The following is a 24,267-nucleotide window of genomic DNA, read 5'->3' as shown; positions in this document are numbered from 1 at the left end:
ATTTTACCCTCTGTGTTAGTGTTTCATACACAAAGGAATTTATAATGTTAATATTTGTTAGTAAAATGCAGGGCTTTATTAGAAGCTCTAGCGGATTTTACTTAACCGGTGGTATACTTTTCAATTATTTTAGTGGACTACTTTTCAATTATATTATACACATCTTCGGGTTTGTAATAGGTCTTGTGGTTGATTTGAGAATACGCCAGCGTACCGTTATCCCGAAGCGTTTGCAAGGTTCGAGGCGAGATATTCAACAGCATACATACATCCTGATTATCCAACCATTCACTTTCCCTGCCGCCATACAAATGGCAAAGGTGTTCCATTCGGATAGCGAAACTCTCAAATTTTGAAAGCATCGCTTCAAATGTTTTTGCTTCAATATTTACGATCTCCATTGCACTATATTTTTAAATTATTATTCATATTTGCTCCAAAAGTAAGCCTTTCAATTACCACATTCCAAAGGATAGATTCCTTTGCATTCGCATGTTGTATTTTGCTTATCAATAAGCTATTTCAATCGTTTCAACTTCCTCATTTTGCTGCGAAATAAAAAAGAAAAATTCAGCCGTCAACGAGTTTTTAGACAGGTGGCAGCATATGGCGTCGATTTGGAAGTAAGTGGCGTCAATGCCCTGCTGTCTTGTCCTTAAATTTTCTCTCTTTTGATACGAAGTAAAGCAGAAAAGTTCAACCTTCAATGGCTTGAAAGACGTGTGGATGCTTGTGGCAGGGCTTGTCTAGGGCATGAGCCACACTTTTTCGGTTTGATGATCAATTTTCAGTTAAAAAAGCATTTTTCAGCCCATTGAGATGCTGCACTGGATACCAACAGAGAAAACATCATTTTTACATATCGTATTCAACTTACTCAGTTTAATCAGATATGCAAAACACAGCAGTCTGCACTGCCCATACACTTGATACAGAAGAAAGATATTGCAGAATACTCCATACAAACCAAGTCTGTTAACACTGCTGATTAATAGTTGTTTATTTGCTGTCGATAATCGGCTGTCCAAACAAAAGGAAGCCATAATAATAATTTTCTAAACACAGTATGCTATGAATAGTAAGCAAACAGAAAGCAGAAAAGGCAAAGTTCAAATTCCCGACGATTTTCTACTGACTTCGGGATTTGTCAAAACAAGGGAAACGAATTCCGCCAGCGATGACGCGGAAGCAGAATTTCAAAAGGCGGTTGAAAGAGAAATTGCTGGAAATAGTACCGGTGCTGATGAAACTATCCAACCGAACGAAACGGACGATACTATGGATAGTCTACAAACCGAAGCGGGAGTATCAACCGAAGTAGAACAACCACCTGTCCCAACAGTAGTTTCCAAACAACGGAAAGAATCGCTTGATGAGTATCGTGGAACATTTCTTACTGTTCCCAAGCTCGAAGACCGCAAGCCGGTATTTGTCAGCCGTGAGGTACGGGACAGGATAGACGAGATTGTCCACCGCTTGGGAGGAAGAGGGCGGAGTGTATCGGGTTTCATTGAGAACCTTGCCCGGCATCATCTGGATATATACAACGATGATGTGGAAATGTGGAAGAAGCTGTAATGGTTAGCTTCTGCCAATTTAAGGGTAAGCCTGTGTATAATTTACGGCTTACTTTTCTAAAGGAACATTTCATGTTCGGTTTAGCGGAGCGAGGTTATGTTTTCATTGCATGAAAACCCTCGCTTTGGCTTATCAGCCAAAGGGGAAAACCGCTCCCGATGGTCGCAGTTTTTGGGTCGCAGACCCTTTTATTATTGCTTTTATAAGTTGACAATAAATTAAGAATTGAATCAGGACAATCAAGATAAGCGAAAAGGAGGACGCCCGAAGAAGAGCTCCGTTACTCGGAAAGACAAGACGATTGCAGTCTGCTTTTCCGAGCCGGAACTCTATGCCATCAGGCATCGGGCTGCCAAAGCAAACCTTTCGCTTAGTGTTTACTGCCATGATGCGATTTTGGATGGGGTTATCAAGGAGCCACTGAAAAAAGAAGAACTGGATACTCTTCGAAGTCTCTCGAATATGGGCAATAATCTGAACCAGTTCACAAAAACCGCTAAATTTTTAGGTGTAAAACGGCTCGAACAGGAAGCCGAAAATCTATTCAATCAGATTCAAACTATCATAAATAAGCTCTCCGATGATTGGAAAAATAGTAAAAGGACGAAGTTTTAAAGGATGTATCTCATACGTTTTGGGCAATAAGGATGCAACTGTTTTGGCTAGTGATGGTGTATTGGAAACGGATACCAAATCGATTATCAACAGCTTTTATATGCAAAGTTTGCTCAACCCGAACCTCTCGAAATGTGTCGGTCATATCCCGTTAGCGTTCTCTCCTGATGATAAAGAACGGATGACAGACCAATTTATGGAACGTTTGGCAAAGGAGTATATGAAATTGATGGGAATAGAGAATACGCAATACATTATCGTTCGCCATAGCAACACCAGTCATCCGCATTGTCATATTGTGTTCAACCGAGTAGACAATGACGGCAAGACGATTTCCGATAAGAATGACCGCTATCGGAATGAAAAGGTTTGCAAGCAGCTCAAGGATAAATATAACCTGACTTATGGTAAAGGCAAGGAGAATGTTAACGTTCAGAAACTAAAGGGAGCAGAACAGACTAAATATGAAATCTACCATGCGATTAAAGGCTCTCTTTCTAAAGCAAAGAGTTGGCAGCAGTTTGAAGAAACCCTCAAACAAAAAGGCATATCCATAGAGTACAAGCTAAAAAGGCAAACGGATGAAGTACAGGGTATTTCATTTAAGAAGGGAGACCACTCTTTTAAAGGTTCGGAGGTTGACCGACAATTTAGCTATTTCAAGCTGGATATGATGTTGAATGATAATAACCACAGTCAGGAACAGCAGCAGATAAACATTCCGAAAGAAACAGGAAGTCCCATATTGGAAAATATTGCATTGGGAGTAGCCGATATTGCATCGGGCATAGGCGGTTTATTCGATATTCAACCATCGGACTATGACCCGAACGAATCGGAAACATTAAAGAAAAAAAAGAAAAAGAAGCCCGAAAAACGCAAGGGTATAAGTAGATAAAAAGAAGTAATTAACAACTTAAAAAAAAGAAAAATATGGCACAGTCAGTATCAAACGATGCGTTATGGGAGAAATTATGCGAGTTAGATAAGAAACTGGAAAAGTTTGCGATAACACAAAAGTCACTGACTCCTCAAAAGGATCAGTCAGAAATTAAGATTGATTTTGGAGAAACAAAAGACGAGATAATTGCTAAAATTAAGGGTGATATTCGCATTCTTGGTTTATCGAGCGACTCTCATTTTGAGGCAAATAGTAAGAATATTCAGCAGTTGACCGAGGATGTCAAAAAGACTTTAGGCACAGTTGCTCATATCCGAAAACAGCAAAAGGAGACTGCCGAATCACAAAAAACGGATGACACTCATTTCAATTTTAGGTTCTTTAAAGTCCGAAAGTCTTCTTTAGTGATCGGAATTCTTGGCTTGCTGGTGTTTACTCTGACACTCTTTTGTATGAAGCAGCAGAATGATTATTCGTTGCTAATGAATGAATATTACAGACAGAGTGTTGTTGTTAGAGAAATGCAGACGGAAATGGATAGTCTCAAGAATAACGCAAGACCTGATACAGGAATAAGGAAAAAGCAATGAACTCCACTGTAAGTCAAAGTTTTAAAATATAATAGAGGCTGTTTCTCAAATATTTGCTAAATTTGGAGCGATATAAAAGATTTTTAGTTCATCTTGAACAGTCTGCGTGACAATATATGAGTTGTGCGTCTACTGATTAGCCGACTTCCAAATATTTAAAAAGGAGTAAAAAGTATGCTTGAAATAAGAAAAGGAACAGCTTCAAAGAATTATGAAAATACGTTTTTTAGGGAATTTGCAGAAAACCTTAAAAACGTATTTGACAAGTATTCACTTGATGGCTTACTTATTGCCAATTCTGAATGTGAAGTTGAAAGTCGACTTCAAATAGATGCTTTGCTGGTAACTCAGAAGACTGTTTGTATTATCGACTTCAAGAATTTTGGAGGAAAAATAACTTTACCAAAAAATGCAAAATCAGAATTTGACTTTGGACGATGGACAAATGAAAAAGGAGAAATTATCAAAGGTGGAAGTTCTATAAATCCATTTGTGCAATTAAAAAATCAAAAAGACAGATTTACAAAGGTTGTTGAAAGTCAAATTTTGGATAAATTACCACAAATAGATTGCTTCAATCCTTATCACACAGTAAGAATTGTGTGCTTTCAAAAGCAAATTGAATTAATTGGAAGCATCCCGCCAAAAGAAGAATTGAATTTTTTCATTATTGAGAAAAACAATTACCTCGAAAAGATAAAAGATATTATCGACATTTCAGATAAAGAAGTAAATCTATCAAAAGAGTCCTTCAATGTTTTCAAAGAAATTTTCAGAGCCGATCAGTTTGATATTTTTGAAGATTATGATAATAAGAACTTTACGACTTACGAAACAAATTTAGACTTTGAACATCTTTATCCAGACCAAAAATCGGCTCTTTCAGAGGTACAAAGTTTTATCAAATCGGATAATGAAAAATTTTTCGTTCTTCAAGGAACTTCTTTAAGTGGGAAAACACATTTGATTCCATTTATAAAAGATGTTGCCTTTAATAATCAAATATCGGAAGTTAAACTTTTTGCTTCATCAGGAAGAGTAGCCAATAATCTGCTGAAAAATACAAATCTACCATTTGACAGTATTTATTCTTACATATATGGAGGAAACATAAACACAGAAACAGAGGATTCCAAAGAAGATGAAACTGCCGATGACGTTCTCAACTTAGAAATTGTTCCTCTCAAAAAATCAGATGATACGGAAGAGTCAATATTTATCGTGGATGAGTCACATTTAATATCTGACAATTACCACCAGTCAATAGATTTAAGGTTTGGTTCGGGAAAATTACTTAAAGATTTTATTGAATTCGCAGACTTGAAAAACTCAAAAAGAAAAATAATTTTTATCGGGGATAGCTATCAACTTTCAATCGGAAAGAAAGAAGAATCGGCTTTAAATCCAGAATATTTAGCGAATGAATATGAATTCAGCACAAAAGCATTTCAACTTATAGACAAAGAAGATAAATCCCTGATTGTTAGGGAAGCTCTTAAATCTGTTGATTGTATTCGCCAACAGTCATTCAATAACCTCAGTTTTAACTTTTCAGATTCAACATGTTCAATTACAAAGGAAAATCTAAAATCAGAGATAGAAAATTCTTTAAAATCAAATAAGAATTCTCATATCCTCTGCTTTTCAAATTCTGACGCTCAAAAAGTTAATTTTTGGATAAAAAATTCTATAATTAAAAATGGAAATGATTTAAATAAAGGAGATTTGATAGTTTTTGGCAACAACATTCGTGTTGAAGATGAAAACGACCCATTTGCTGAACCTAAAAAGATATATAATGGTCAATTTGGATCTATAATTGATTTTTCAGACCCAATAATAAAGAGAGAAAAACTACTTACTCCGCTAACTTTTAGAAAAACGACGATTCAATTACAAGAATCAAATCATATACTTACTTTTTTAAGTCTTGAAAATTTTCGTTTGAATGAGAAAGGAGAACTTTCGAAAGAAGAAATAATCTCCTTTAAAATTCTCTTAAATCAACTTGCTGAAGAAGAAATAGAGAATTTCAAAAGTGGTAAATATCACATAGATGAAGAATTAAAAAATTTATTGGATAAATATGATAGTAAAACTCGAAAAGGAATATCTAAGTTAAGAAAATGCATTCAAAAACATTTGCAAACTAGACCTTCTTCTAATTATTACAAATACAAAAATGTAGCACAAATGCGATTTGGATGGGCTTTGACCGTCCACAAAGCAATGTCATATAAATGGAAAGAAATATTTCTTAATGTTGAAACAGGTACAGGAAAAACAAATGAAACATATTTTAAATGGATTTATACAGGATTAATCAGAGCAACTCAAAAGGTTAATCTAATTAATTACGAGCCAATTACCCCTTTTTCTAAGAGTGAAATAAATCCTACTATTCCTAAAGTTGAAAAAGGGAAAGAGTTTTTTTATATCTCAGATATTCAGGCAGACCTTTCTGTTCTGAATAAAGAAATAGCTGAAAAATACAAATTTCAAGAATCAGAGAGCAAGTCTTCGTTGTTGCAATTTTTCCAGTTTATTGAAAGTAAATTGTCAAAAAAACATTTGATTATAAATTCAATTAATCATTCTAACTATCAAGAACTATATGAAATTAAGGGTGCACATGGTGAAATTGCAACAATTTCTACGTATTACAATAAAAAAGGGCAATTTAACATGCCATCTTTGATGAAGTCACAGCCCAAAGAATTTGGGATTGAAGTATTAAATTTATTACAAACAGAAAACAAAATATCAGACTTTGAATTCATTCATCAAATTTGGCGAAAAAAGGCTTATTACAATTTGAATGAAAAATTTGAATTGAAAAACTTATCTATTGGCTATATAATTCAAACCCCATTCAAAGATACAATACAAATCAACAAATCTAATGACACATTGCTTGTTGATATGTATTATGATGGAGATGGATTCTTTTCTGCAATTATTGCTTCTTCTTGTACTGAAATGGAATTATGGTCAGCATTCCAAGATATTATTAATGAACTAAAAACAAATTAAGATGCTTACATTATTTGATTTTAGCAGACAAATTGCATCCTTAAGGAAGGAAAAAAAATATCTTGAAATACTTACTTATTTTAAAGAAAATAAAGTAGATTTTTCGAAAGAACAGATTGCAAATCATGAATATATCGTTTCTGATATAATGTCAGCGTTAAGATATACAAACCAGTTTGATGCAGGGTTCCAATTTCTGAGAATCTACGATATCTGTATAGCTGCTGAACAAAAGGAGCGAGTTTTATCCGCTTATGGTTGGCTACTTTGGGCTAAATACAAATTTGAAAATCAAAGTGAAAGCGATATCGAGGATGAAAGTGTATTTTTTGAAGAAGACGAAGCAGAAATCCAAACGAAAAACTTTAGTTATAACAGAACTGAATTGATTGAAAGAATTGAAAATCTAATTTCCATTCTTTTTCAGTTTGATAGTGAATTTACTAAGACTTTAAATTCAAACCTATTTCTAATTGTATTAAAATCAGAAAAGAAAAAAACTGCCCCTAATTGGAAACTGATAAATGACTTTTGTAGCCAAATAGACCGAGAGTCTCTTTCTCAGAAATGTTCCATTATTCAAGTTGAACGTAAAGGGCAAACAAAAGAAATGGAATTAGCTTCTGATTTTGAAAATTGGTACGCATATAAAACGAAAGCCCTAATGAAGTTGGGAGAATGGCAGGAATGCTTTGACACTTCAAAAGAAGCCCTTGAGAAGATTGAGAGTTTTCACTATTCAAACGATGTTTGGTTTTCAAGACGCATAGCCTTATCTAAGAAAAATCTTGGTAATACGGAAGATGCAATCAAAGAACTTGAAACTATCCTAAAAAAGAAACGAGAATGGTTTATCCAAAAAGAATTAGCAGAACTTTACTTTGAAAAAAATGATTTAGAATCAGCTTTCAAAATGGCAATAAGTGCTATTAATAATTTTGGACTATTAGAGTTTAAAGTTGATTTATTCTTTCTTCTTGGAAAAATTCTAAAGGAACAAGGAATTTTAGATTTAGCTTTTAAACATTTTTCTCTTTCAAAATTGATTCGTCAGGAAGAAGAATGGAAAATTTCACAAAAAATAGTTGAAGAATTGACTCAATTTTCAGAGGTGGAGATTCCGTTGTCAAAGATTGCCGAATTAAAAAATGAACTAAAAAAATATTGGAATGATTTTAATTCAAATCAAGTTGTAAAAAGCAAGAGTCCCAAGTCAAATGAGCGTAATTCAGTTGGAGAAGTTGTAAGGATATTACACGATAATGAACGAGGTAAGGTCGGATTTATAAAGAGCAACGAAAATGAACATTATTTTGCCGTTTCTTCAAACTTTCATTTAACACCTAAAATAATCGTAGGAAGCAAAATCGTTTTTCAAATTCTACCTGCGGTTGAAGGGGAAAAAGAACAAGTGAAAATTTTAAAACTAAATGAATAAAAACGATAAAACCCAACCAACCAATAGCCAATTCGTCCTTTATCAGGATGATAATGGAATAACGAATGTCAATGTCCGTTTTGACGGAGAAGATATCTGGCTTTCGCAACAGCAAATCGCTCTGTTGTTCGATACTACTCAGCAAAATATCAGCCTACACATTAACAGCATATTAGACGAAAGCGAATTATCGAAAGAAGCAACTCACAAGTATTTCTTGTTAGTTCGTCAGGAAGGCAACCGGTCGGTAAAAAGACAAATTGAACATTATAATCTGGACATGATTATTGCTATCGGCTATCGTGTGAAATCGCAAGTGGCAACACGATTCAGACAATGGGCGACGCAACGACTGCACGAATATATCCAAAAAGGGTTTACGATTGACGATGAACGCCTCAAAGGAAACGGGAATCGCTATTTTCGTGAGTTGCTGCAACGAATCAGGGATATTCGTTCGAGCGAACGTAATTTGTACCAACAAGTGACTGATATTTATGCCACAGCAATAGATTACGATTCACGAACCGATCTGACCCGGCAGTTCTTTGCTACGGTACAAAACAAAATGCACTATGCCGCCCATCAACACACGGCAGCGGAAGTAATCTACGAGAGAGTCGATTCCGATAAACCAATGGTGGGTATGACCAACTTTAAAGGCGATTATATTACCCGTGATGATGTCAAAATTGCAAAGAACTATTTGTCGGAAAAAGAATTACAGGTTTTAAATTTATTGGTGTCTCAATATCTTGATTTTGCCGAACTGCAAGCTATCGAAGAACATTCAATGACCATGCAGCAATGGATAGAAAAATTGAATGATATACTTTCTGTAGGGAATCGTCCATTACTTACCAATGCGGGAACAGTTTCACATAAACAAGCCATCGAAAAGGCAACCAAAGAGTTTGAAGAGTATCGTCGTAAAGAAATGCTGCAATACGAAAGCGATTTCGATAGAGCTATAAAAGAGTTGAAATCTCAAAGAGACGATAATACAGACAATATATCGAAGTAGTTTATGTGGATTTAAAATATTGTTTTATCTTTGTCCCAAGCTAATCAACCTGCTCAAAAGCGGAGCAAACTAGAGAAGTTAACTCGTTACTTATCCGTTACCTATTCTGAATTCACGACGCTTCAAACCACTGATTCAGAAAGAAATATCCACAAAACATCGGTTTGTTTCTAAATCGTTACCTGTTGATGAAAAACATTTTGTAAGTTACTTGTTGTTAGAGGGAAAGAATGAATTCTGTGCCTTCCACAATGAGTGGTTAATTGCTTCCTAATTCCGCACAAATCTCCAATTTCCTTCAAGTAAGCGTTCATCTTTTGGTTACAGGGTATGGGTAGTAATACTCCTTTTTTGATGCAGTCTGCATGATGCTTATAACGTTTTAGTATTTGCATCGGCACATCCAACAGTGGAATGTTACACATATTGTTTGTTTTTACACGTTGTTTGCGAATCCAGGTTACGCCTTCGTTATCTAATGCCAGATGTTCTTGTTTTAAGCTTTTAACATCAGAGAATGCAAGACCGGTGAAGCAGTAGAAGATTTGAAAATTATCCGCTGAATAACAGATATTTATCGGAAAGGAAAAGAGCAATGGGTAACAATTTAGAAACGAGCGAAATGCTTTGGTCTGCTTTGGGTTTCCATTGTTTCAAATAACTCTACTGCAAAAATAAGCATTTATTTTATTGGAATACATAAGAAGTTATGGAATAAAATCACTTTTCGTTCCAACATAGGTCAATGTCAGTCGGTGCATTGCCCTTGTTATTGCAACATAGAGCATACCCCTATCAATTTCCGAATTGTAATTCTTATCGGTCACTTGCGGAATGATTACCTCGTCGAACTCCAACCCTTTTGCCATATGGGCAGACGTGATAATAATTCCTTGAACAAAAGCAGAACTTAGGCTTGAAAGGAAGTAAACATTGTCTGTATATGCTTTTAGCTTGTCCGCTATCTCTTTCGCTTGTGATTCCGTTTTACAGACGATTCCAAGTGATGTGTAGCCTGATTTTTTGAATGCCGAAATCAAATCGGCAATTGCAAAAATTTCATCGTCCTCCTTTTTGAGTCTCATAATTTGCGGTTTCTCTCCATGCCGGGCGACTGGTTCCAGTTCTTCGTTTTTCCGAATCTTTTGTGCAAACTCGGTTATCTCGTATGTGGAGCGATAACTTTTGCACAGCTTCATCACCTCTCCGGTTATCAATACTTTCTGAATCATATCGGCAGTCGATGAGCCGTAAGGGTTTACCGACTGGCTAGCATCGCCCAAAACGGTTTTCCGGCAAGGGTAAAGTTTCTGTAAAACTTTATATTGGATAGGCGAATAGTCCTGCATCTCATCTATAAGAAGATGCTTAACCTTGCTTTGTGTGCTATTACCCTCCAATGCAATATGGATATATGCCAATGGCGCTAAATCCGCATATTCAAGTGTACGGTTCTTCTGCATCTTGAACATTTCGGACTTGCCTGCCCAGTCAAATAAATCTTTATAGACCTGAATATCGTTATTCCCGGCAAACATCTTCTTGATCTCTTTTTTGAGCAGATTTCGTTCGGCAGTGGTAACTGTAATCCGATATTGAACTTGTGCCATTTCCAAGATATAATCAGTCGTCGTTTCGAAGCGTTGGCGCATCGGATAGCGATTGAAACGCCTGAATTGCTCTTCGATAAATTCGGCAGGAATAGTAACATACTTTGTTAGTTTTACATCCACAGCTTTGAAGTAGTTGTTTTCGACATGCAGGATAAACCTGTCTAATTGGGAAATAAATTCAAAAGAGGCTTTATACTGTATGCGCTCTGTAAATTCCGGAGCAGATTTTGTGAGCAATTCGTTTACCTGTTCAAAGAAGGTCTGAAATTTATATTTGTTATCCAATATGCCGGAAAGTATCTGCTCCATACTCGTTTCGGGAACAGTTTCTTCGCCAAGTTCGGGAAGCACATTGGAAATATAATCGGCAAACACTTTATTCGGAGATATTATCAATATATCTTTTGAAGAAATACCCCCCTTGAACGCATAGAGTAGGTAAGCAATACGATGCAGAGCAATAGATGTTTTACCCGATCCGGCAACCCCTTGTATGATTATCGTTTGAGCCTCTTCGTTACGGATAATCTGGTTTTGTTCCCGTTGGATAGTCGCCACGATATTCTTCATTTTATCATCTGCATTGGAACTCAACTCTTTTTGCAGGATATCGTCATGAACGGTCAGCGAACTTTCAATCATGTATTCCATTCTGCCTTTTCGGATTCGGTATTGTCTTTTGAGTGTAATATCTCCTGCTACTTTGCCTGCCGGAGATTGATAAGAAGCCTCTCCCAATTCATAGTCGTAAAACATACTTGAAATCGGTGCTCGCCAATCATAAATAAAACTCATCTTACTCTGCGAATCGTAGAACGAATGGACTCCGATATAGACAGGCAAAACCTTACCGCTTTTTTCTCTTTCCTTAAAGTCAATCCGACTGAAATAAGGAATATCCAATATCTTGATTAATCGTTTACGTTTGTCAATCACATTCTCGCCCAATGCAAAGTGGTTCAGAATACTTTCCCTCATCGAACGTATTTCGTGTGGGTCAATGTCTTTATTCGACCACAAGTAATCTTTATACTCTGCCAATGTATCGACATGTTCTTTTACCGACACATCTGTACTATTGATGGTTTTATTCAGCAAATTGATAACCTGCTGTAAATACTCACGTTCCTGTTTCTCTGTTTGATTAAATACCATAAAATACTCCTTATTATTACATTAAAAAAGACACAAAAAGGTGTGTAAAATTACTGCGTTTCAATGGTGTACGAAATGGCTATTTATAGCTATATATCAAGTTGATTTTGTATCTTTGCGCTCTCAATAAAAGAAATATGGATATCCTTAAACTCGCAGAACAGAATCAACAAACCGCATGGAAGATACTGGAAGATACACGTATCATTTCTGCATGGGAGCATATTGGGGCAACTGTTAATCTGGTTGGTTCACTCAAATCCGGTTTGTTGATGAAAAGCAGGGATATAGATATGCATATTTATACGGATAGGCTTGATGTTGCTGAAAGTTTCTCCGTTATGCAGGAACTGGCAGAAAGGCTATCTCTGAAAGAAGTTCAGTATATCAATGGAATAGATACGGAAGAAGAGTGCATCGAATGGCATACCTTGTATGAAGATAAAGACCGGAATACATGGAAGTTCGATATGATTCATATTCGCCGGGGCTCAAAATATGATGGCAAAGTAGAGCATGCAACCGATGCTATAATCCGGCAGCTAACGCCTGAAATCCGCGAAACCATTCTTCAAATCAAATACGATGTACCGGATGGCGTAATGATTCCCGGCATAGAGATATACTACGCTGTTTTTACTGGTGGGGTGAAAAGTTATGAGGAATTGGAACAATGGCGAAGAACCAATCCGATGACAAACAGTTTAGATTGGCTGCCTCAATAGATGATCCCGAAGTCGCGGGCAGTATTAATTGCTTCAATCACGTTATCGACATTCAATTTAGTCAATATACTTTTTCGGTGATTATTAACCGTATAAATACTGATACTTAGTTTATCTGCAATTTCTTTACTCAGCAAGCCCTGACGAATTAATAGCAGTATTTCTTTTTCACGATTAGTAAGTTGCTTCTCTGCCGGAATTAATGCAGGTGAAAGAATCTCGCCTGTTTTCCAATTTATAATCGTTCTTTTGATTTTTTCTGTGAATGTCTGGTCAGGAGATACATCCACAATTCCCATAATAATCCAAGCCTTGTCGTTCCTGTCTTTTTCAAGAACCTGCTGACGGCTGGTTACATTTACATAGTGCCCTTTTGCATTCAGTATCCGGTATTGAAATATCTGCTGGTAGTCATTTCTTTCTTCCTGCGGAAGAGAATAGATAAACCGTCCATGCTCAATCTGGTATTCCAATAGTTGAGAGCGATCATCCGGATGTATTCTATCTTCCAATAAGTCGCCCTGCTTCCTTATCGTTTTTATCCATGTGGGATTATATCCTAAAATTGTAGAGAAGTTGTCGGAAGCAAAATCATATCTTTCCTTAAACACATCAACAGTAAAAATACAGCTTTGGCTCATTTGGGAGAAATTCTGTATGGACACCCTTTTCTTATTCCACAAATCATAGTCAACATCAAGACTGCTGATTTGCTGTCTTGACCATAGTTCTTCGGGGGTTATTTTACTGGAAGTCATAGCGCAAAGATAGCTATAAATAGCCATTTATCAGGTGAAGAACATTCAATATCTTTGACGTGCCACTAAAAAATTCACAAAGCAAGGATTCTTAAACAATGAACTCCTATATTAATCTTTAAAATATATGCTTATGTGGATTATTAATGATTCGAGGTTATTCAGCCTATTGTCTGAACCCTCACAAGTAACAAACGAAGAAATGCAAAATGCCTATGGCTGCTTCAAGGAACAGGTAAAAACCACTGTCAGCCAGTCTGAAAGTAATCATTCGGAAGTCTTTCGGATACTGAATAACACTCGTATTGAGTTAGTATTCATAGAATCGCTTAATCAGTACGAGCAGGGGGAAAAATGCCTTGAAATTTGCTTATCTTAGAAAATCTATCCTATTCCTTGAATCTGAAATTGATTTGCTTAAACTCACTTTTTTACAAGCAAATCAATCCCTAAAGAATACACAATCCAACAATTCCAAAGTCTATTTTATCCCCCAGTCGCAAGGCTTGGGGATTGACAGCATGGGAGAATTTGCCGTTTCATTTGAATTATCCCGCCAATTTTTGGACGAGACAGGCAAGCCTGCCCCGTTCATCCATATTGCACAGGCTTTGGAAGCCGCTTTTAATTTTAGTTTCGGGAACGCTTATAAATCAAAAGCACGAATATTAAGCCGTAAGCCTTACAACCTGACCAAAGCATTAGATTCTCTGAAAAATCTAATCGTTAAGACACGCCGAAAACAAGATGAAAAAAGATAATTTTACAAATATTTGATATATAGTATTTTACAATTCAATTTTAGGGGAGTCCATAGGGATTCCCCTATTTTTATTGCGTTCATCTGCCGAGCTTTGCTTCATCAATCGATTGAGAAAATCAGTATTAATCTCAAAAACGAAGCAAAATGTATATCAATAATGAAGATTTTGATAAATGGATGGAGAAGCTATCCAAAAAATTGAGCGAGATAGGCAAAGACCTCAAATCGCTCATAAACACCAACGATGTTTTCGACAAGGACGAGAAATTGTTGGATAACCAAGATTTGGCATTTCTGTTGAAAGTATCCTACCGAACCCTGCAACGATACCGAAGCAATGGCGTTCTACCGTTCTTCAAAATCGGACATAAGACCTACTACCGAGCCGAAGATATTCGCTCGTTTGTCAGGGAGCATTGCGATTTTCGCACGTTCCAACAGTTCGACAAGGCAACAAGCAATCCGATGAAAACCACCGAAGGCGGGGTTTAGCCAACCGCCTTATGTAATGGCTCCGCATTTCTCAAAAACAACTTCACCTTACGGCTCTGTGTGTTTTGCGAAATTAAGCAAGAGGGAACTGGACTAACGTCCTGTTCTCCTCTTGCCCTGCGGGGCAAAGCCTTCGGCTTTAGTGCTTTATGCGAAAGCACTGTAATTACACTTTTAATAAGTGTAATTGATTAAGCTCTTATTGTCAACAGTTTAACAACATGATTTTCCATTAAAAAGTAATTACTATGCAAAATCAAGATAGAAAAATCGTATATACCACAGTTTCCATAGACAAGGAAACAGGGCGTTTAATAGATAAAATATGTAAACGTTATTCGCTGAAAAAGAGTGAAGTTGTAAAGTTGGCATTCCAGTATATTGACAAGGCTTCTATTAACCCTGCCGATGCTCCTGAATCTGTCAAATCGGAGTTATCCAAAATCAACAAACGGCAGGATGATATTATTCGTTTTATTCGCCACTATGAAGAGGAACAGCTTAATCCTATGATACGCACAAGCAACTCTATTGCTACCCGATTTGATGGAACAGCAAAGGAGCTATCCCAACGGTTAGACTTAGAGATAAAGAGCTCGAAAGATACTCTTGTTAGTGTGTTGAAAAAACTGGACGAACAGTTCGGAAAAATAGCGGATGTTGTAACAAACCATTCCAAAGTTATCAATAGCCAATCCCAAATACAACAGAGGGATAATGAGAGACTGTTAATGCTGATTTCTCTTTATTCGGAACTGTCAGCCTGTGGAGTGATGGATGGAAAGCGGAAAGAGAATCTGAAAACAGATATTATGAATCTCATTAATAAAAAATAGGGCATGAATATAGACTTCCCGCCACCATCGAAAGGTACATACAATAATGCAGACAGTAGCCGAAGGCTATGTAACTATTTGGAGCATGAGGATATGGAACGCATGGAGCAAGGAATATATACTGAAGGTTTTTTCAATCTGACCGAAGATAATCTTTATAAATCGCAAGTAGTTAAGGATATTGACAATAACAAAGCTCAACTATTAAAAACAGATGCTAAGTTCTATGCCATCCATATTAGCCCATCGGAGAAGGAACTCAAAGCAATGGGTAATACCGAACAAGAACAAGCCGAAGCAATGAAACGATATATTAGGGAAGTATTTATTTCAACTTATGCCGCTAACTTTAACAAAGACTTGAAAGCGGAAGATATTAAATTCTATGGGAAGATACACTTTAGTCGTGACAGGTCAACTAATGAGCTAAATATGCACTGCCATCTGATAGTAAGCCGTAAAGACCAATCGAACAAAGTCAAAATAAGTCCTCTAACCAACCACAAGAACACCACCAAAGGAACAGTTAAAGGCGGTTTTGATAGGAGTGCATTATTTCAGAATGTGGAAAAGGGTTTTGACAAGCTATTTATGTACAATCGTCCTCTAACCGAAAGTTTTGAATATTATAATACAATGAAAAATGGTTCTATCACAGGTCAAATCAAGATGCAAGAAAGACAAATTGCTGATGAAAGAAAAAACAAACAAGAGAATCTTCAAAATCCCAATATTGGAAACAAGTTTGCAAATTCTCAAGATTCCAAATTAGAAGATTATCAAACAGTAAATCAAGAAAATAAGCAAGATTTCAATCTGCCTGATTTGGGCTTATCCTCTGCATTGGGTTTGTTTACGCCTGATATTTCTAACCAAGAGGAAGAACAAACTCCCGTGAAAAAGAAAAAGAAGATACCGAAGCGAGGATTCAGGCAGTCGTGAGGTTGAACCGAAGTTATTTCCCGTGCAACTTCGGTTATTTCCGCTCATGGCTTCCCTGCCGTTTGAAGGGGCGGAAGCCCGCAGAATAACCGATTGCCCGAGAATAACTTCTGCCGTAAGTGCCATTTACAGCCAATGCGATCCATTGCTACACACTTTTGAAAACTGCTTGATATTCTGCTTTCCTTTGCCTCAAATCATTGCAATGAGATTTTTAAGTATCAATTTAAAACAAGAATCAGTATGGATATTATAGCAATTGAAGGTAGAACCTTCGAGCAGATAAAACAACGTTTTGAGTATTTTACCAAGCAAATAAAATCTCTTTGCGAGGATAGTCGGAACAATGAGAAATGGTTGGATAACAAAACCGTTTGTGAACTACTGCATATTTCGCCCCGAACCTTACAATCGTATAGGGATAATGGAACATTATCTTACTCTCAAATCGGGCGTAAGTGCTACTACAAAGCATCGGACATTGAAACCCTAATCAGTCAATCACAATCAAAAAAGTAATACCATGAAAGAAGAAATAGTATTTGATTTGAGTATGTTGGTTGGCACATGGGAAAGCGTAAACCTGAATCCAACGATCATAATTTACAGAAATGGCGACAGCTATCTGCTAAGTATCATTCACATTAACGAAACGAGTAAACAGGCTAGCCCTGCTACTTATGATATTCAGGAGGATGGAGACGGATATTTTATCAGCTATAACATGAAACGAACCGCTATCAGCTACGATGCAAAAATAGATTTATTAACCCTCTCTGCTTTGGGAGATTATATGCGTAACTAAATATGGAACTATTGGATCGAAAATCGGCTGAAATATCCCAATTCTTTACGGCTTTGGATGAGGTATTAGATTCCGTCAACCAAGCTCTTAAAAACCGCACTCCGCACCTAAATGGCGAAAAGTTCCTGACAAACAAAGATGTTTGTAAAATGCTTTGCGTCAGCCTTCGGACTTTACAAGATTGGCGGGATAACAAAATTATTCCGTTTATTCAGATTAAAGGGAAGATTTTGTATTGTGAGTCGGTGATAATAAAACGCATAGAAAGCAACTTTGATAAAATTGAATAAGTTGTTTGAAATAAATATTTAAGAAAGACCTAGAATATTGCTTTTAGGTCTTTTTTTATGAGTATTTTTATGGAAGTTATACTAACTAAAAAAGTTATGAGAAAATACTATAGAAGAATTGTTTTTTCAAAAACACCGCTAAAAACACAATTCAGGTACAGAGATGTTTTTCAGCTATTACCCATTGGGTCTAAATCTGCTCCATCAAATCCCTTAGCAAGACATTTTCCACTGTTTCTTGAATATTATATAGATTTTGAAGGAAATGAAAGAGAAATTGATATATTTGAAGATCTAGCAGCTCAACAGAAAAAAGAATTTGAACTCATAAACTTATTATCTGTTTTGACAAATCATCGGTTCTTTAAATATTTATCAGATAGGAATGAATGGGCAATTATGACTCCCAATATAGGATTTGATAATTTGAGCGAAGAACAAAAAACATTATATAATAACCAAAATAGTTCTTGGGTTTTTGGGGGATATATGTATCCGAATTTAAAGAAAGAGCTTGAAATAGAGCGATTCTCTGAACAGAAGCATCCAGAAATGCCATTAATATCTCCCTATTATCAATATTTCACGAATAATCCTGTTGAAAATCATGAAGGTAAAATACGATTCCCAGAAACTATCGTAAGTTGTCTGGATAATTATTTTTCTCTATCACAAAAAGTATTGCAGAAAGTGAAATCATGTGTTTACTTAACATGTGACGGTATTGATATTCAAGATAATAAACGAAGTTTAGCTTTTCTATCATTCGTTTCAGCTATAGAAGGATTGGTAAGCTTAGAGGTTGCTGATGATGAAATAACATTTGAATGCCATAACTGTAAGACGATTAAGGATTCTCCACATCATTGTCCAAAATGTGGAAGACCAATTTGGGGTATCAAAACAAAATTCGTTGAATTTTTAAGAAAATTTGTAGCTGGAAGTGAAAAATCAGCTCAGATATATAGAGAAGTTTATAACTTGCGGTGCAAGATAACTCATCAAAATCAATTGTTTTCAGGTGACTATGATTTGTCATTAGATGAAAATAAAATGAATTTAGAACACCAAGATTGGATAATGAGATTGAAAACATTACAACTTGTAAGGTTAAGTCTTTCAAACTGGTTAATGTATCCAGAAAAAAAACGAAAATAAAAAACCATTGTCTAAGTATTATTTATTTGGTTATGACAGTCAATTTGTATTGTTCAATTCTTTCAAATTTTTCATAGTTCATGGACACTTCATGGGTATTATATTCATAATGCTGCTCCTTTCCGTCTGCTATTGAACAAATTAAATTATCAGGCAGCATTATACCTATACAATTGAATATCTGTTGTAAAACTTCTGTAAATTTCTTTATTGCTTGATACTTATTCTGCTCCCAACCAATATCCAGTACTACTTCTAATTGTTTGATATGGGTTTCCTCTCCAGTCAAATAGAGAGCAAGCGTATTAGGTATTTTTGTTATATCATCTATTCCAAATTTGTGATAATTAGTCATCGACAAATAACAATCATCACCTGCATATGATTTATGCCATTCATCTAATTTTCCAATGCCAATCTCAGAAAGTGAATTGACAATTGTTTGTACATCATTAAACTTAAGCAATTTTGCTTTATCGGATATAACATATTTAGGTTTCTTCGCAACCCTTCTTATATACTCGTCAGGAGTTTCTTTTGAGGAATCAAAATGTACCTGATATTTCCAAATACGCTTTAATGTATTCAAATTAAAATTTGCATATTTTAAAGTCGCTATAATCAGCCCTTTACTGGATTTAGATTCTTTATATCTATGAATATGTTTTACTACGGTAATATAGCTTTCATAATTCAGATATAAAGCTAAAGCATAAAAGTATGGCAATGTTAATATAACCAACAGGATAGGCAATAGAAAAGATTTTATATTGGAAACAGAGAATAGAAGTTCATATTCTGTAATTGTTTTATATACAACATATACAATCATACCAAGCCCTATTAGTCCTAATATATTCTTACATAAAATAACGACTTTTTTATGACTTTCTTCCTTTTTTGAAGAATGCTCTGCAAAAACTTCCATAATAGAAAACAGGGATACAATAGGAATAAGTAAAAGTTCTCCAATTAAGCTAAGTGTATAAAGATTGAACAAAAATTCCCAAATAGCAATAATCTTGATATTGTCTTTTATGAGTTTTGAGAAATAATTTACATTTTCAACTTTGTTTATATTCATAAATAAGACAATCCCTGAGAATAAAAGCCACAGAAAAGTATCTTTTAGTAATGATATATCCCATAATCCTATACTTGATAAAATACATATGACAATTAGCATATACAGCAATAGTGTGCTAAAAGCCAGAATAAGTTTTTTTACGAAAAATGCTTTGACAACTCCAGCTATAGAACGTCTGACATCCTTTGTTCTAGAAATGAAAATTAGAAAAATAAGAAGCCATATAGCTAAAGCGATTTCTCTCGTTGAAAATATATCAAATATATTACTCATTCTTATTGTGATTATCTATAAAATTTGAATGTAAATATACACATAAACACCTGAAATAAATGCAATTATGAATCAATATTTTTGTCGCTTTCCCTTTCAGGAAACCTTCTATTTCTTCTCCCCATTTTATATATTTTCCCATCATTTTTAGGCAGCTCATATTTCCCCTGAATCCTTTCCGCAAGGTTCGTCATATCCTCGTTGATTTTAGTTCGGGTAACCTCCGCATAGATTTGTGTTGTTTTAATGGAGAGATGCCCCATAATTTGGCTAAGTGATTCAATCGGAACACCCTGAGTCAGGCAGATAGTCGTTGCGAACGTAAAACGGCTCATGTGGAATGTCAGTCGTTTATCAATCTTGGCAGCCTTAGCAAGCCGTTTCAGTTGCCAATTCATATTGACATGAGTTTGAAGAGTAAAAACTCTACCATCAGTTCCCGCAAATTCAGAATCCCTATACCGTTCAAGAATCTTTAGTGGAATATCCAATAATGGTATATATGAAGCCGTTCCCGTCTTTTGCCTGTTCAGTACAATCCATAGGTTGCCGTCTTCCTGTCGTTGGATATTAGAGTGTTGCAGATTCCTTAAATCAATAGCCGTAATGCCCGTAAACACGCAAAAGATAAACATATCCCGTGTAAAGTTCCATGTAGCATGTTTGGTATGTACTCCCATCAAACACTCTATCTCATCCATTGTGAGCCACGGGCGTTTAGGAATTATCTTTTCAGAAACATAATCAAAAAATGGATCTTGGCGTATCAGTCCCTTATGTTTAGCTTTTGTAATACAAGTTCGTAAAGGAATCAAGTTACATTTTACCGTTCTTGGAGTCATACGCAAGTCCAGCTTTAGATAGAGCGAATAGGCTTCAATAAATGCAATATCTACTTTCCCGAATGGAATATCCGTTACATTGTATTTTGTCGCTAAAAAATCTTTCAAATGCCTGTAAGCATTCGGGTATACAGGATAGGTGGATTCCTTAATTTTGATTCCAATACTTTTCCGTTTTTCTTCCACCAACTCTGCAAATTCCTGCATCAAAGTATTTCGGTTTGTACCGATACCACGCAAAGCATTTTTCAAAGATTCCGCAGTGATATAACCTTTGTCCTGTACCATTACTTTGTAGTGGGTGTTCAGTTCAGATTTATAGTTTTCGATTTGCTTGTTTATCGAAGCATTTGATTTTCCAATAGCTAATCCCCCTTGTGCATTCCATTCATCGGGAAGAATGTCCATCCCTGTACTGAATGCAGTGTTTTTACCATCTACACTGATACGACCCATTATTGGGCATTTACCAGACTTCTTTTTCTTACTTGTATTCAGATAGAATAATATGCTGAATGTACTTCTGTTGTATTCCATGTTTCTGTTTTTATTGATTATTAGCTGTATAGGTGAATTTATTGGCGAGTCGATTCGAAAGTTGTTTCATATCGTTGCCAATTTTTTCATTATTGACACGAGCGTAGCGTTGCGTGGTCTGAATATTTCGGTGTCCCATCATTCGGCTAACGCTTTCAATGGGAACACCTTGCGAGAGGCAAATTTGGCTTGCAAAGCAGTGCCGAGCAACGTGGAAGCTGACGTTAGTGGTAATATTACAGTGTTTAGCAATGGCTTTCAGAGCATCACTGATTCTTCGATGGGATAAGACTTTGAAAACTGTATCGTCTTTCCCTGTACCACTTATCCCTTTATACTTCTCAATAATGCGAATAGGAATATTCAACAATTTTACATTGAACGGAATATCAGTTTTCTGTCTCGACATGGAAATCCACAAACTGCCGTCCTCCTCAGTGATGATATGCTTCCATGTCAATTGCTTCAAATCGATGAATGAGAGCCCTGTAAAAGCTGCGAAAACAAACAAATCACGAATAAAACTTTGACTTGGAGAATTTAGCGGAGTTGATATCAGTCGTTCTAGTTCTTCGGCTGATAATGTACGTTGCACAAATTCGGGCTTACCCAATTTGTAACCCAAGAATGGTGGATAGGTTATCATATTTCGGTGCAAAGCTATCCGAACCGCTTTCAATAACAACGCAACAATGGTAACAATCGATTCTGCTTTGAGTTTGCGTTCTACCCGAAGATGATAGTCGTAGGCTTCAATGAATGGTAAATCCAATTGAGTCAAAGGAATATCTTCAACATGATATTTTTCTTTGAGAAAATGTTTGAGATTCTTGTAAGCAACATTGTATTTGGGGTAAGTGTTAGCCGAACGGTCGAGACCTATCCGTTTGCGAAACTCTTCCGCCATATCCTTGAAGTGGACAAGCAAAGTTTTCTGTGTGGTGGCGATTCCCTGAAAGGCGTTCTTAACCTCGATGGCTGTAACCTTTCCTGTTCGCTGTAAGATTTCTTTGTAGTGGGAATGTATTAAGAGATTGATTTTGTTAATCTCTCGATTGAGTTCGACAGCAATACGGCTTTTGCCGATTGCTCGACCCGATTTGACATTCCAAAGATGTTCGGGGACAGATAATTTTGACCCAAATTGGGCGATGCTGTTTCCGATGATAATTTTGCCAATTATCGGATAAGCAATGTTCTCTTTATTTCTGTTTTTTTCAAGTCTGCTCTCTCTTTTTATATAAAAAGAGACTTTCAATTCGTTGTTCATAATGCTCACATTTTCAAGTTGATAAATTTACTTCTTATGTGAGTTATTCGAGCAATGTAAACCGCAGACAAACAACGTTATAAACAGACAATAAAGGTCATCAAATTGCTGTGTTTTGCTCCTTCTAAAATGGGTAACGGTATAGAAATGGAACTCTTGCTTATATCTGCCGAAATTGGTATTTTAGCGATTAGGCACTCAATGCCATTAAAGGACATTCGTTTCTGATTATTAGTTCGTTACCCTGATTTGCTTTCCTTTTCTTTTTATCTTCTAGGTTAGTGAAACAGCAGAAGACAAAGGCATCACGTATTACAGCCAGACGTTCTATCTGGAATTTCTTATCCATGATTTTCTGTAATCCATGGTCTTCGAGAAAATCCCGTTCTACTTCATCCAGTGTAAATCGGATATTGGCAAACGGGTCTTTTTTTATCCATTCGTTAGCTAAAGCAATACGAATGATCTTTTTGAAGTTCTTCAGGTATTTGGTTGCTGAGTTATGATTACAGTTACGTTCTGTTTTTAAAAAGAATTCATAATCTTTGATGAATTGGTGATTGACTTCATCCAAGAATACATCGTCCTTCTTATAGTTTAATTGGATGAACTCGGCTGTATGCCTGTAAGATGTTTCGTAACGCATAACGGTTGCGGGGGACATATCTTTTCCGATCAGTTTTTTACAGCGTTCATTGTGATCCAGAAATATGAATAATAGTGTTTTTCGTGATTCGTCTTCTCGTCCTTGATAACGATTTAATATTATTCGTGGGTTGATTTCTACTCCGTCGAATTCGAGCTCCCGGTAGATCTCCATAATGCGTAAGCGAATTGTATCGAGCCGGCTATTGATCTCCTGGGATTTGCGGTCTTTACCGATTACTTTTTCTGCCAGATTGTTCCATTTATCGGGTTCTACGGATAAGGTAACAACCGTTTCGATACGCTGACCATTGACTGTGATCCTCATGAATACAGGGCTTTCTCCGTTCTTTGCTACTCTAGATCTCTTCACAAAGAATAAAACATGAAATGTGTTTCTTTTCATACTTTGAATTTGTTTTAATTTTTATTCTCAAGGTATGAAGTTCAGTTCATTCAGGCAGGTTCTAGATTCACCCAAACAGCTTAAAAAGAATGGCTTAAAAGCAATTCGGGGACAGTTTTTGTGATTTTGGAATGTCCCCGATTTCGTCCGTGGACTATACCGGAAACCACCCTTTTTTATCACTTTTCAGAAAACAAAAAACCCTGAAACTCATTGAATTTCAGGGTTTTACTTCATTTTTCTTTTTGTCTTGGCGGAGAGAGAGGGATTCGAACCCCCGGTACCTCACAGTACAACGGTTTTCAAGACCGCCGCAATCGACCACTCTGCCATCTCTCCAGTGCTTATTAGCACAGTGCTTTCCTTCAAAAGCGATGCAAAGATATGTACTTTTTTTAAACTTCAAAATAAAAACGAAGCTTTTTTATATTTTTCTTCAACAAACCATATCTTCCACCCTACTCCATACTCACAAATAAGTAATATATAAC

The 24,267-nt window shown here is 36.1% G+C and carries 24 protein-coding genes and 1 tRNA gene; 17 read left to right on the top strand and 8 right to left on the bottom strand.

Annotated features, from left to right (window positions below; genetic code table 11):
• Positions 1 to 137: 137 nt before the first annotated feature.
• On the bottom strand, positions 138 to 401 hold the full coding sequence (locus tag G7Y57_RS15560) for a helix-turn-helix domain-containing protein (protein WP_165026182.1): 264 nt from the start codon (positions 399 to 401) through the stop codon (positions 138 to 140).
• Between the two features lie 670 nt (positions 402 to 1,071).
• On the opposite strand from G7Y57_RS15560, the gene G7Y57_RS15555 reads away from it, so the two are divergent.
• The 7 genes from G7Y57_RS15555 to G7Y57_RS15525 all read left to right on the top strand — a co-directional run bounded on the left by G7Y57_RS15555 (position 1,072) and on the right by G7Y57_RS15525 (position 9,179).
• Entirely contained in the window at positions 1,072 to 1,578 is a 507-nt protein-coding gene (locus tag G7Y57_RS15555) for a DUF3408 domain-containing protein (protein WP_165026180.1), read from the top strand.
• Positions 1,579 to 1,803: 225 nt separating this feature from the next.
• Positions 1,804 to 2,193 carry a plasmid mobilization protein gene (locus tag G7Y57_RS15550; RefSeq protein WP_165026177.1) on the top strand — a complete coding sequence of 130 codons (390 nt, stop codon included), beginning with the start codon at positions 1,804 to 1,806 and terminating at the stop codon, positions 2,191 to 2,193.
• Positions 2,159 to 3,091 (top strand): relaxase/mobilization nuclease domain-containing protein, encoded by a 933-nt coding sequence (locus tag G7Y57_RS15545; RefSeq protein WP_165026175.1) that lies wholly within the window; start codon positions 2,159 to 2,161, stop codon positions 3,089 to 3,091. The genes G7Y57_RS15550 and G7Y57_RS15545 overlap by 35 nt, the downstream gene beginning before the upstream one ends.
• A 35-nt stretch (positions 3,092 to 3,126) precedes the next feature.
• On the top strand, positions 3,127 to 3,684 hold the full coding sequence (locus tag G7Y57_RS15540; protein ID WP_165026172.1) for a hypothetical protein: 558 nt from the start codon (positions 3,127 to 3,129) through the stop codon (positions 3,682 to 3,684).
• A 174-nt stretch (positions 3,685 to 3,858) separates the two neighbouring features.
• Complete coding sequence (locus G7Y57_RS15535) at positions 3,859 to 6,717, top strand: NERD domain-containing protein/DEAD/DEAH box helicase (protein ID WP_165026168.1); 2,859 nt, start codon at positions 3,859 to 3,861, stop codon at positions 6,715 to 6,717.
• Position 6,718: 1 nt separating this feature from the next.
• Positions 6,719 to 8,155, top strand: a complete 1,437-nt coding sequence (locus tag G7Y57_RS15530) for a tetratricopeptide repeat protein (protein WP_165026165.1) — start codon at positions 6,719 to 6,721, stop codon at positions 8,153 to 8,155.
• The gene (locus G7Y57_RS15525; RefSeq protein ID WP_165026162.1) at positions 8,148 to 9,179 is read left to right on the top strand and encodes a virulence RhuM family protein; all 1,032 of its coding nucleotides are present in this window, start codon (positions 8,148 to 8,150) and stop codon (positions 9,177 to 9,179) included. The genes G7Y57_RS15530 and G7Y57_RS15525 overlap by 8 nt, the downstream gene beginning before the upstream one ends.
• 707 nt (positions 9,180 to 9,886) lie before the next feature.
• Here G7Y57_RS15525 and G7Y57_RS15515 read toward each other — a convergent pair.
• Complete coding sequence (locus G7Y57_RS15515; protein WP_165026159.1) at positions 9,887 to 11,947, bottom strand: HelD family protein; 2,061 nt, start codon at positions 11,945 to 11,947, stop codon at positions 9,887 to 9,889.
• 137 nt (positions 11,948 to 12,084) lie between these two features.
• Here G7Y57_RS15515 and G7Y57_RS15510 point away from each other — a divergent pair, with 137 nt between their 5' ends.
• On the top strand, positions 12,085 to 12,672 hold the full coding sequence (locus G7Y57_RS15510) for a phosphoglycerate mutase family protein (RefSeq protein WP_165026156.1): 588 nt from the start codon (positions 12,085 to 12,087) through the stop codon (positions 12,670 to 12,672).
• Here the strand turns inward: G7Y57_RS15510 and G7Y57_RS15505 are convergent.
• Positions 12,666 to 13,430: a LuxR C-terminal-related transcriptional regulator gene (locus G7Y57_RS15505; protein ID WP_165026153.1), complete on the bottom strand. Its 765-nt coding sequence runs from the start codon at positions 13,428 to 13,430 to the stop codon at positions 12,666 to 12,668. The two genes, G7Y57_RS15510 and G7Y57_RS15505, sit on opposite strands and share 7 nt — an antisense overlap.
• Before the next feature lie 133 nt (positions 13,431 to 13,563).
• On the opposite strand from G7Y57_RS15505, the gene G7Y57_RS15500 reads away from it, so the two are divergent.
• The 9 genes from G7Y57_RS15500 (at position 13,564) to G7Y57_RS15460 (ending at position 18,716) form a co-directional block, all read left to right on the top strand.
• On the top strand, positions 13,564 to 13,809 hold the full coding sequence (locus tag G7Y57_RS15500; protein ID WP_255491479.1) for a hypothetical protein: 246 nt from the start codon (positions 13,564 to 13,566) through the stop codon (positions 13,807 to 13,809).
• Complete coding sequence (locus tag G7Y57_RS15495) at positions 13,790 to 14,191, top strand: hypothetical protein (protein WP_165026147.1); 402 nt, start codon at positions 13,790 to 13,792, stop codon at positions 14,189 to 14,191. Before G7Y57_RS15500 ends, G7Y57_RS15495 begins: the two co-directional genes overlap by 20 nt.
• A gap of 146 nt (positions 14,192 to 14,337) precedes the next feature.
• Positions 14,338 to 14,685 carry a helix-turn-helix domain-containing protein gene (locus tag G7Y57_RS15490; RefSeq protein ID WP_165026144.1) on the top strand — a complete coding sequence of 116 codons (348 nt, stop codon included), beginning with the start codon at positions 14,338 to 14,340 and terminating at the stop codon, positions 14,683 to 14,685.
• Positions 14,686 to 14,933: 248 nt separating this feature from the next.
• Positions 14,934 to 15,521, top strand: a complete 588-nt coding sequence (locus G7Y57_RS15485) for a BfmA/BtgA family mobilization protein (protein WP_165026141.1) — start codon at positions 14,934 to 14,936, stop codon at positions 15,519 to 15,521.
• 3 nt (positions 15,522 to 15,524) lie between these two features.
• Entirely contained in the window at positions 15,525 to 16,463 is a 939-nt protein-coding gene (locus G7Y57_RS15480; RefSeq protein ID WP_165026139.1) for a DUF5712 family protein, read from the top strand.
• Between the two features lie 243 nt (positions 16,464 to 16,706).
• Entirely contained in the window at positions 16,707 to 16,982 is a 276-nt protein-coding gene (locus G7Y57_RS15475) for a helix-turn-helix domain-containing protein (protein ID WP_165026136.1), read from the top strand.
• Between the two features lie 4 nt (positions 16,983 to 16,986).
• Positions 16,987 to 17,268, top strand: a complete 282-nt coding sequence (locus tag G7Y57_RS15470; protein WP_165026133.1) for a DUF3876 domain-containing protein — start codon at positions 16,987 to 16,989, stop codon at positions 17,266 to 17,268.
• Between the two features lie 2 nt (positions 17,269 to 17,270).
• Positions 17,271 to 17,558: a helix-turn-helix domain-containing protein gene (locus G7Y57_RS15465; RefSeq protein ID WP_165026130.1), complete on the top strand. Its 288-nt coding sequence runs from the start codon at positions 17,271 to 17,273 to the stop codon at positions 17,556 to 17,558.
• A gap of 69 nt (positions 17,559 to 17,627) precedes the next feature.
• Positions 17,628 to 18,716, top strand: a complete 1,089-nt coding sequence (locus tag G7Y57_RS15460; RefSeq protein WP_165026127.1) for a hypothetical protein — start codon at positions 17,628 to 17,630, stop codon at positions 18,714 to 18,716.
• 22 nt (positions 18,717 to 18,738) lie between these two features.
• On the opposite strand, the gene G7Y57_RS15455 is transcribed toward G7Y57_RS15460, so the two are convergent.
• The 5 genes from G7Y57_RS15455 to G7Y57_RS15435 all read right to left on the bottom strand — a co-directional run bounded on the left by G7Y57_RS15455 (position 18,739) and on the right by G7Y57_RS15435 (position 24,115).
• On the bottom strand, positions 18,739 to 20,076 hold the full coding sequence (locus G7Y57_RS15455; RefSeq protein WP_165026124.1) for a hypothetical protein: 1,338 nt from the start codon (positions 20,074 to 20,076) through the stop codon (positions 18,739 to 18,741).
• A gap of 65 nt (positions 20,077 to 20,141) precedes the next feature.
• Entirely contained in the window at positions 20,142 to 21,455 is a 1,314-nt protein-coding gene (locus tag G7Y57_RS15450) for a site-specific integrase (protein ID WP_165026122.1), read from the bottom strand.
• Positions 21,456 to 21,465: 10 nt separating this feature from the next.
• A complete protein-coding gene (locus tag G7Y57_RS15445) occupies positions 21,466 to 22,725 on the bottom strand; it encodes a site-specific integrase (protein ID WP_165026119.1) in 1,260 nt (419 codons plus the stop codon).
• A 190-nt stretch (positions 22,726 to 22,915) separates the two neighbouring features.
• Positions 22,916 to 23,776, bottom strand: coding sequence for a phage integrase SAM-like domain and Arm DNA-binding domain-containing protein (locus G7Y57_RS15440; RefSeq protein ID WP_165026116.1), 861 nt, complete (start codon positions 23,774 to 23,776; stop codon positions 22,916 to 22,918).
• A 251-nt stretch (positions 23,777 to 24,027) separates the two neighbouring features.
• Positions 24,028 to 24,115 (bottom strand) — tRNA-Ser (locus G7Y57_RS15435).
• Positions 24,116 to 24,267: the final 152 nt, after the last annotated feature.

The sequence above is a fragment of the Dysgonomonas sp. ZJ279 genome, assembly GCF_011039205.1.
GTDB lineage: Bacteria > Bacteroidota > Bacteroidia > Bacteroidales > Dysgonomonadaceae > Dysgonomonas.
The sequence above is the reverse complement of the archived record's forward strand: the minus strand, read 5'-3'. Positions and strand labels throughout refer to the sequence as shown.

Coding starts and splice junctions, on each gene's coding strand:
- G7Y57_RS15560 (WP_165026182.1), bottom strand. CDS start 401: ATGGAGATCGTAAATATTGAAGCAAAAACATTTGAAGCGATGCTTTCA.
- G7Y57_RS15555 (WP_165026180.1), top strand. CDS start 1,072: ATGAATAGTAAGCAAACAGAAAGCAGAAAAGGCAAAGTTCAAATTCCC.
- G7Y57_RS15545 (WP_165026175.1), top strand. CDS start 2,159: ATGATTGGAAAAATAGTAAAAGGACGAAGTTTTAAAGGATGTATCTCA.
- G7Y57_RS15540 (WP_165026172.1), top strand. CDS start 3,127: ATGGCACAGTCAGTATCAAACGATGCGTTATGGGAGAAATTATGCGAG.
- G7Y57_RS15535 (WP_165026168.1), top strand. CDS start 3,859: ATGCTTGAAATAAGAAAAGGAACAGCTTCAAAGAATTATGAAAATACG.
- G7Y57_RS15530 (WP_165026165.1), top strand. CDS start 6,719: ATGCTTACATTATTTGATTTTAGCAGACAAATTGCATCCTTAAGGAAG.
- G7Y57_RS15525 (WP_165026162.1), top strand. CDS start 8,148: ATGAATAAAAACGATAAAACCCAACCAACCAATAGCCAATTCGTCCTT.
- G7Y57_RS15515 (WP_165026159.1), bottom strand. CDS start 11,947: ATGGTATTTAATCAAACAGAGAAACAGGAACGTGAGTATTTACAGCAG.
- G7Y57_RS15510 (WP_165026156.1), top strand. CDS start 12,085: ATGGATATCCTTAAACTCGCAGAACAGAATCAACAAACCGCATGGAAG.
- G7Y57_RS15505 (WP_165026153.1), bottom strand. CDS start 13,430: ATGACTTCCAGTAAAATAACCCCCGAAGAACTATGGTCAAGACAGCAA.
- G7Y57_RS15500 (WP_255491479.1), top strand. CDS start 13,564: ATGTGGATTATTAATGATTCGAGGTTATTCAGCCTATTGTCTGAACCC.
- G7Y57_RS15490 (WP_165026144.1), top strand. CDS start 14,338: ATGTATATCAATAATGAAGATTTTGATAAATGGATGGAGAAGCTATCC.
- G7Y57_RS15485 (WP_165026141.1), top strand. CDS start 14,934: ATGCAAAATCAAGATAGAAAAATCGTATATACCACAGTTTCCATAGAC.
- G7Y57_RS15480 (WP_165026139.1), top strand. CDS start 15,525: ATGAATATAGACTTCCCGCCACCATCGAAAGGTACATACAATAATGCA.
- G7Y57_RS15475 (WP_165026136.1), top strand. CDS start 16,707: ATGGATATTATAGCAATTGAAGGTAGAACCTTCGAGCAGATAAAACAA.
- G7Y57_RS15470 (WP_165026133.1), top strand. CDS start 16,987: ATGAAAGAAGAAATAGTATTTGATTTGAGTATGTTGGTTGGCACATGG.
- G7Y57_RS15465 (WP_165026130.1), top strand. CDS start 17,271: ATGGAACTATTGGATCGAAAATCGGCTGAAATATCCCAATTCTTTACG.
- G7Y57_RS15460 (WP_165026127.1), top strand. CDS start 17,628: ATGGAAGTTATACTAACTAAAAAAGTTATGAGAAAATACTATAGAAGA.
- G7Y57_RS15455 (WP_165026124.1), bottom strand. CDS start 20,076: ATGAGTAATATATTTGATATATTTTCAACGAGAGAAATCGCTTTAGCT.
- G7Y57_RS15450 (WP_165026122.1), bottom strand. CDS start 21,455: ATGGAATACAACAGAAGTACATTCAGCATATTATTCTATCTGAATACA.
- G7Y57_RS15445 (WP_165026119.1), bottom strand. CDS start 22,725: ATGAACAACGAATTGAAAGTCTCTTTTTATATAAAAAGAGAGAGCAGA.
- G7Y57_RS15440 (WP_165026116.1), bottom strand. CDS start 23,776: ATGAAAAGAAACACATTTCATGTTTTATTCTTTGTGAAGAGATCTAGA.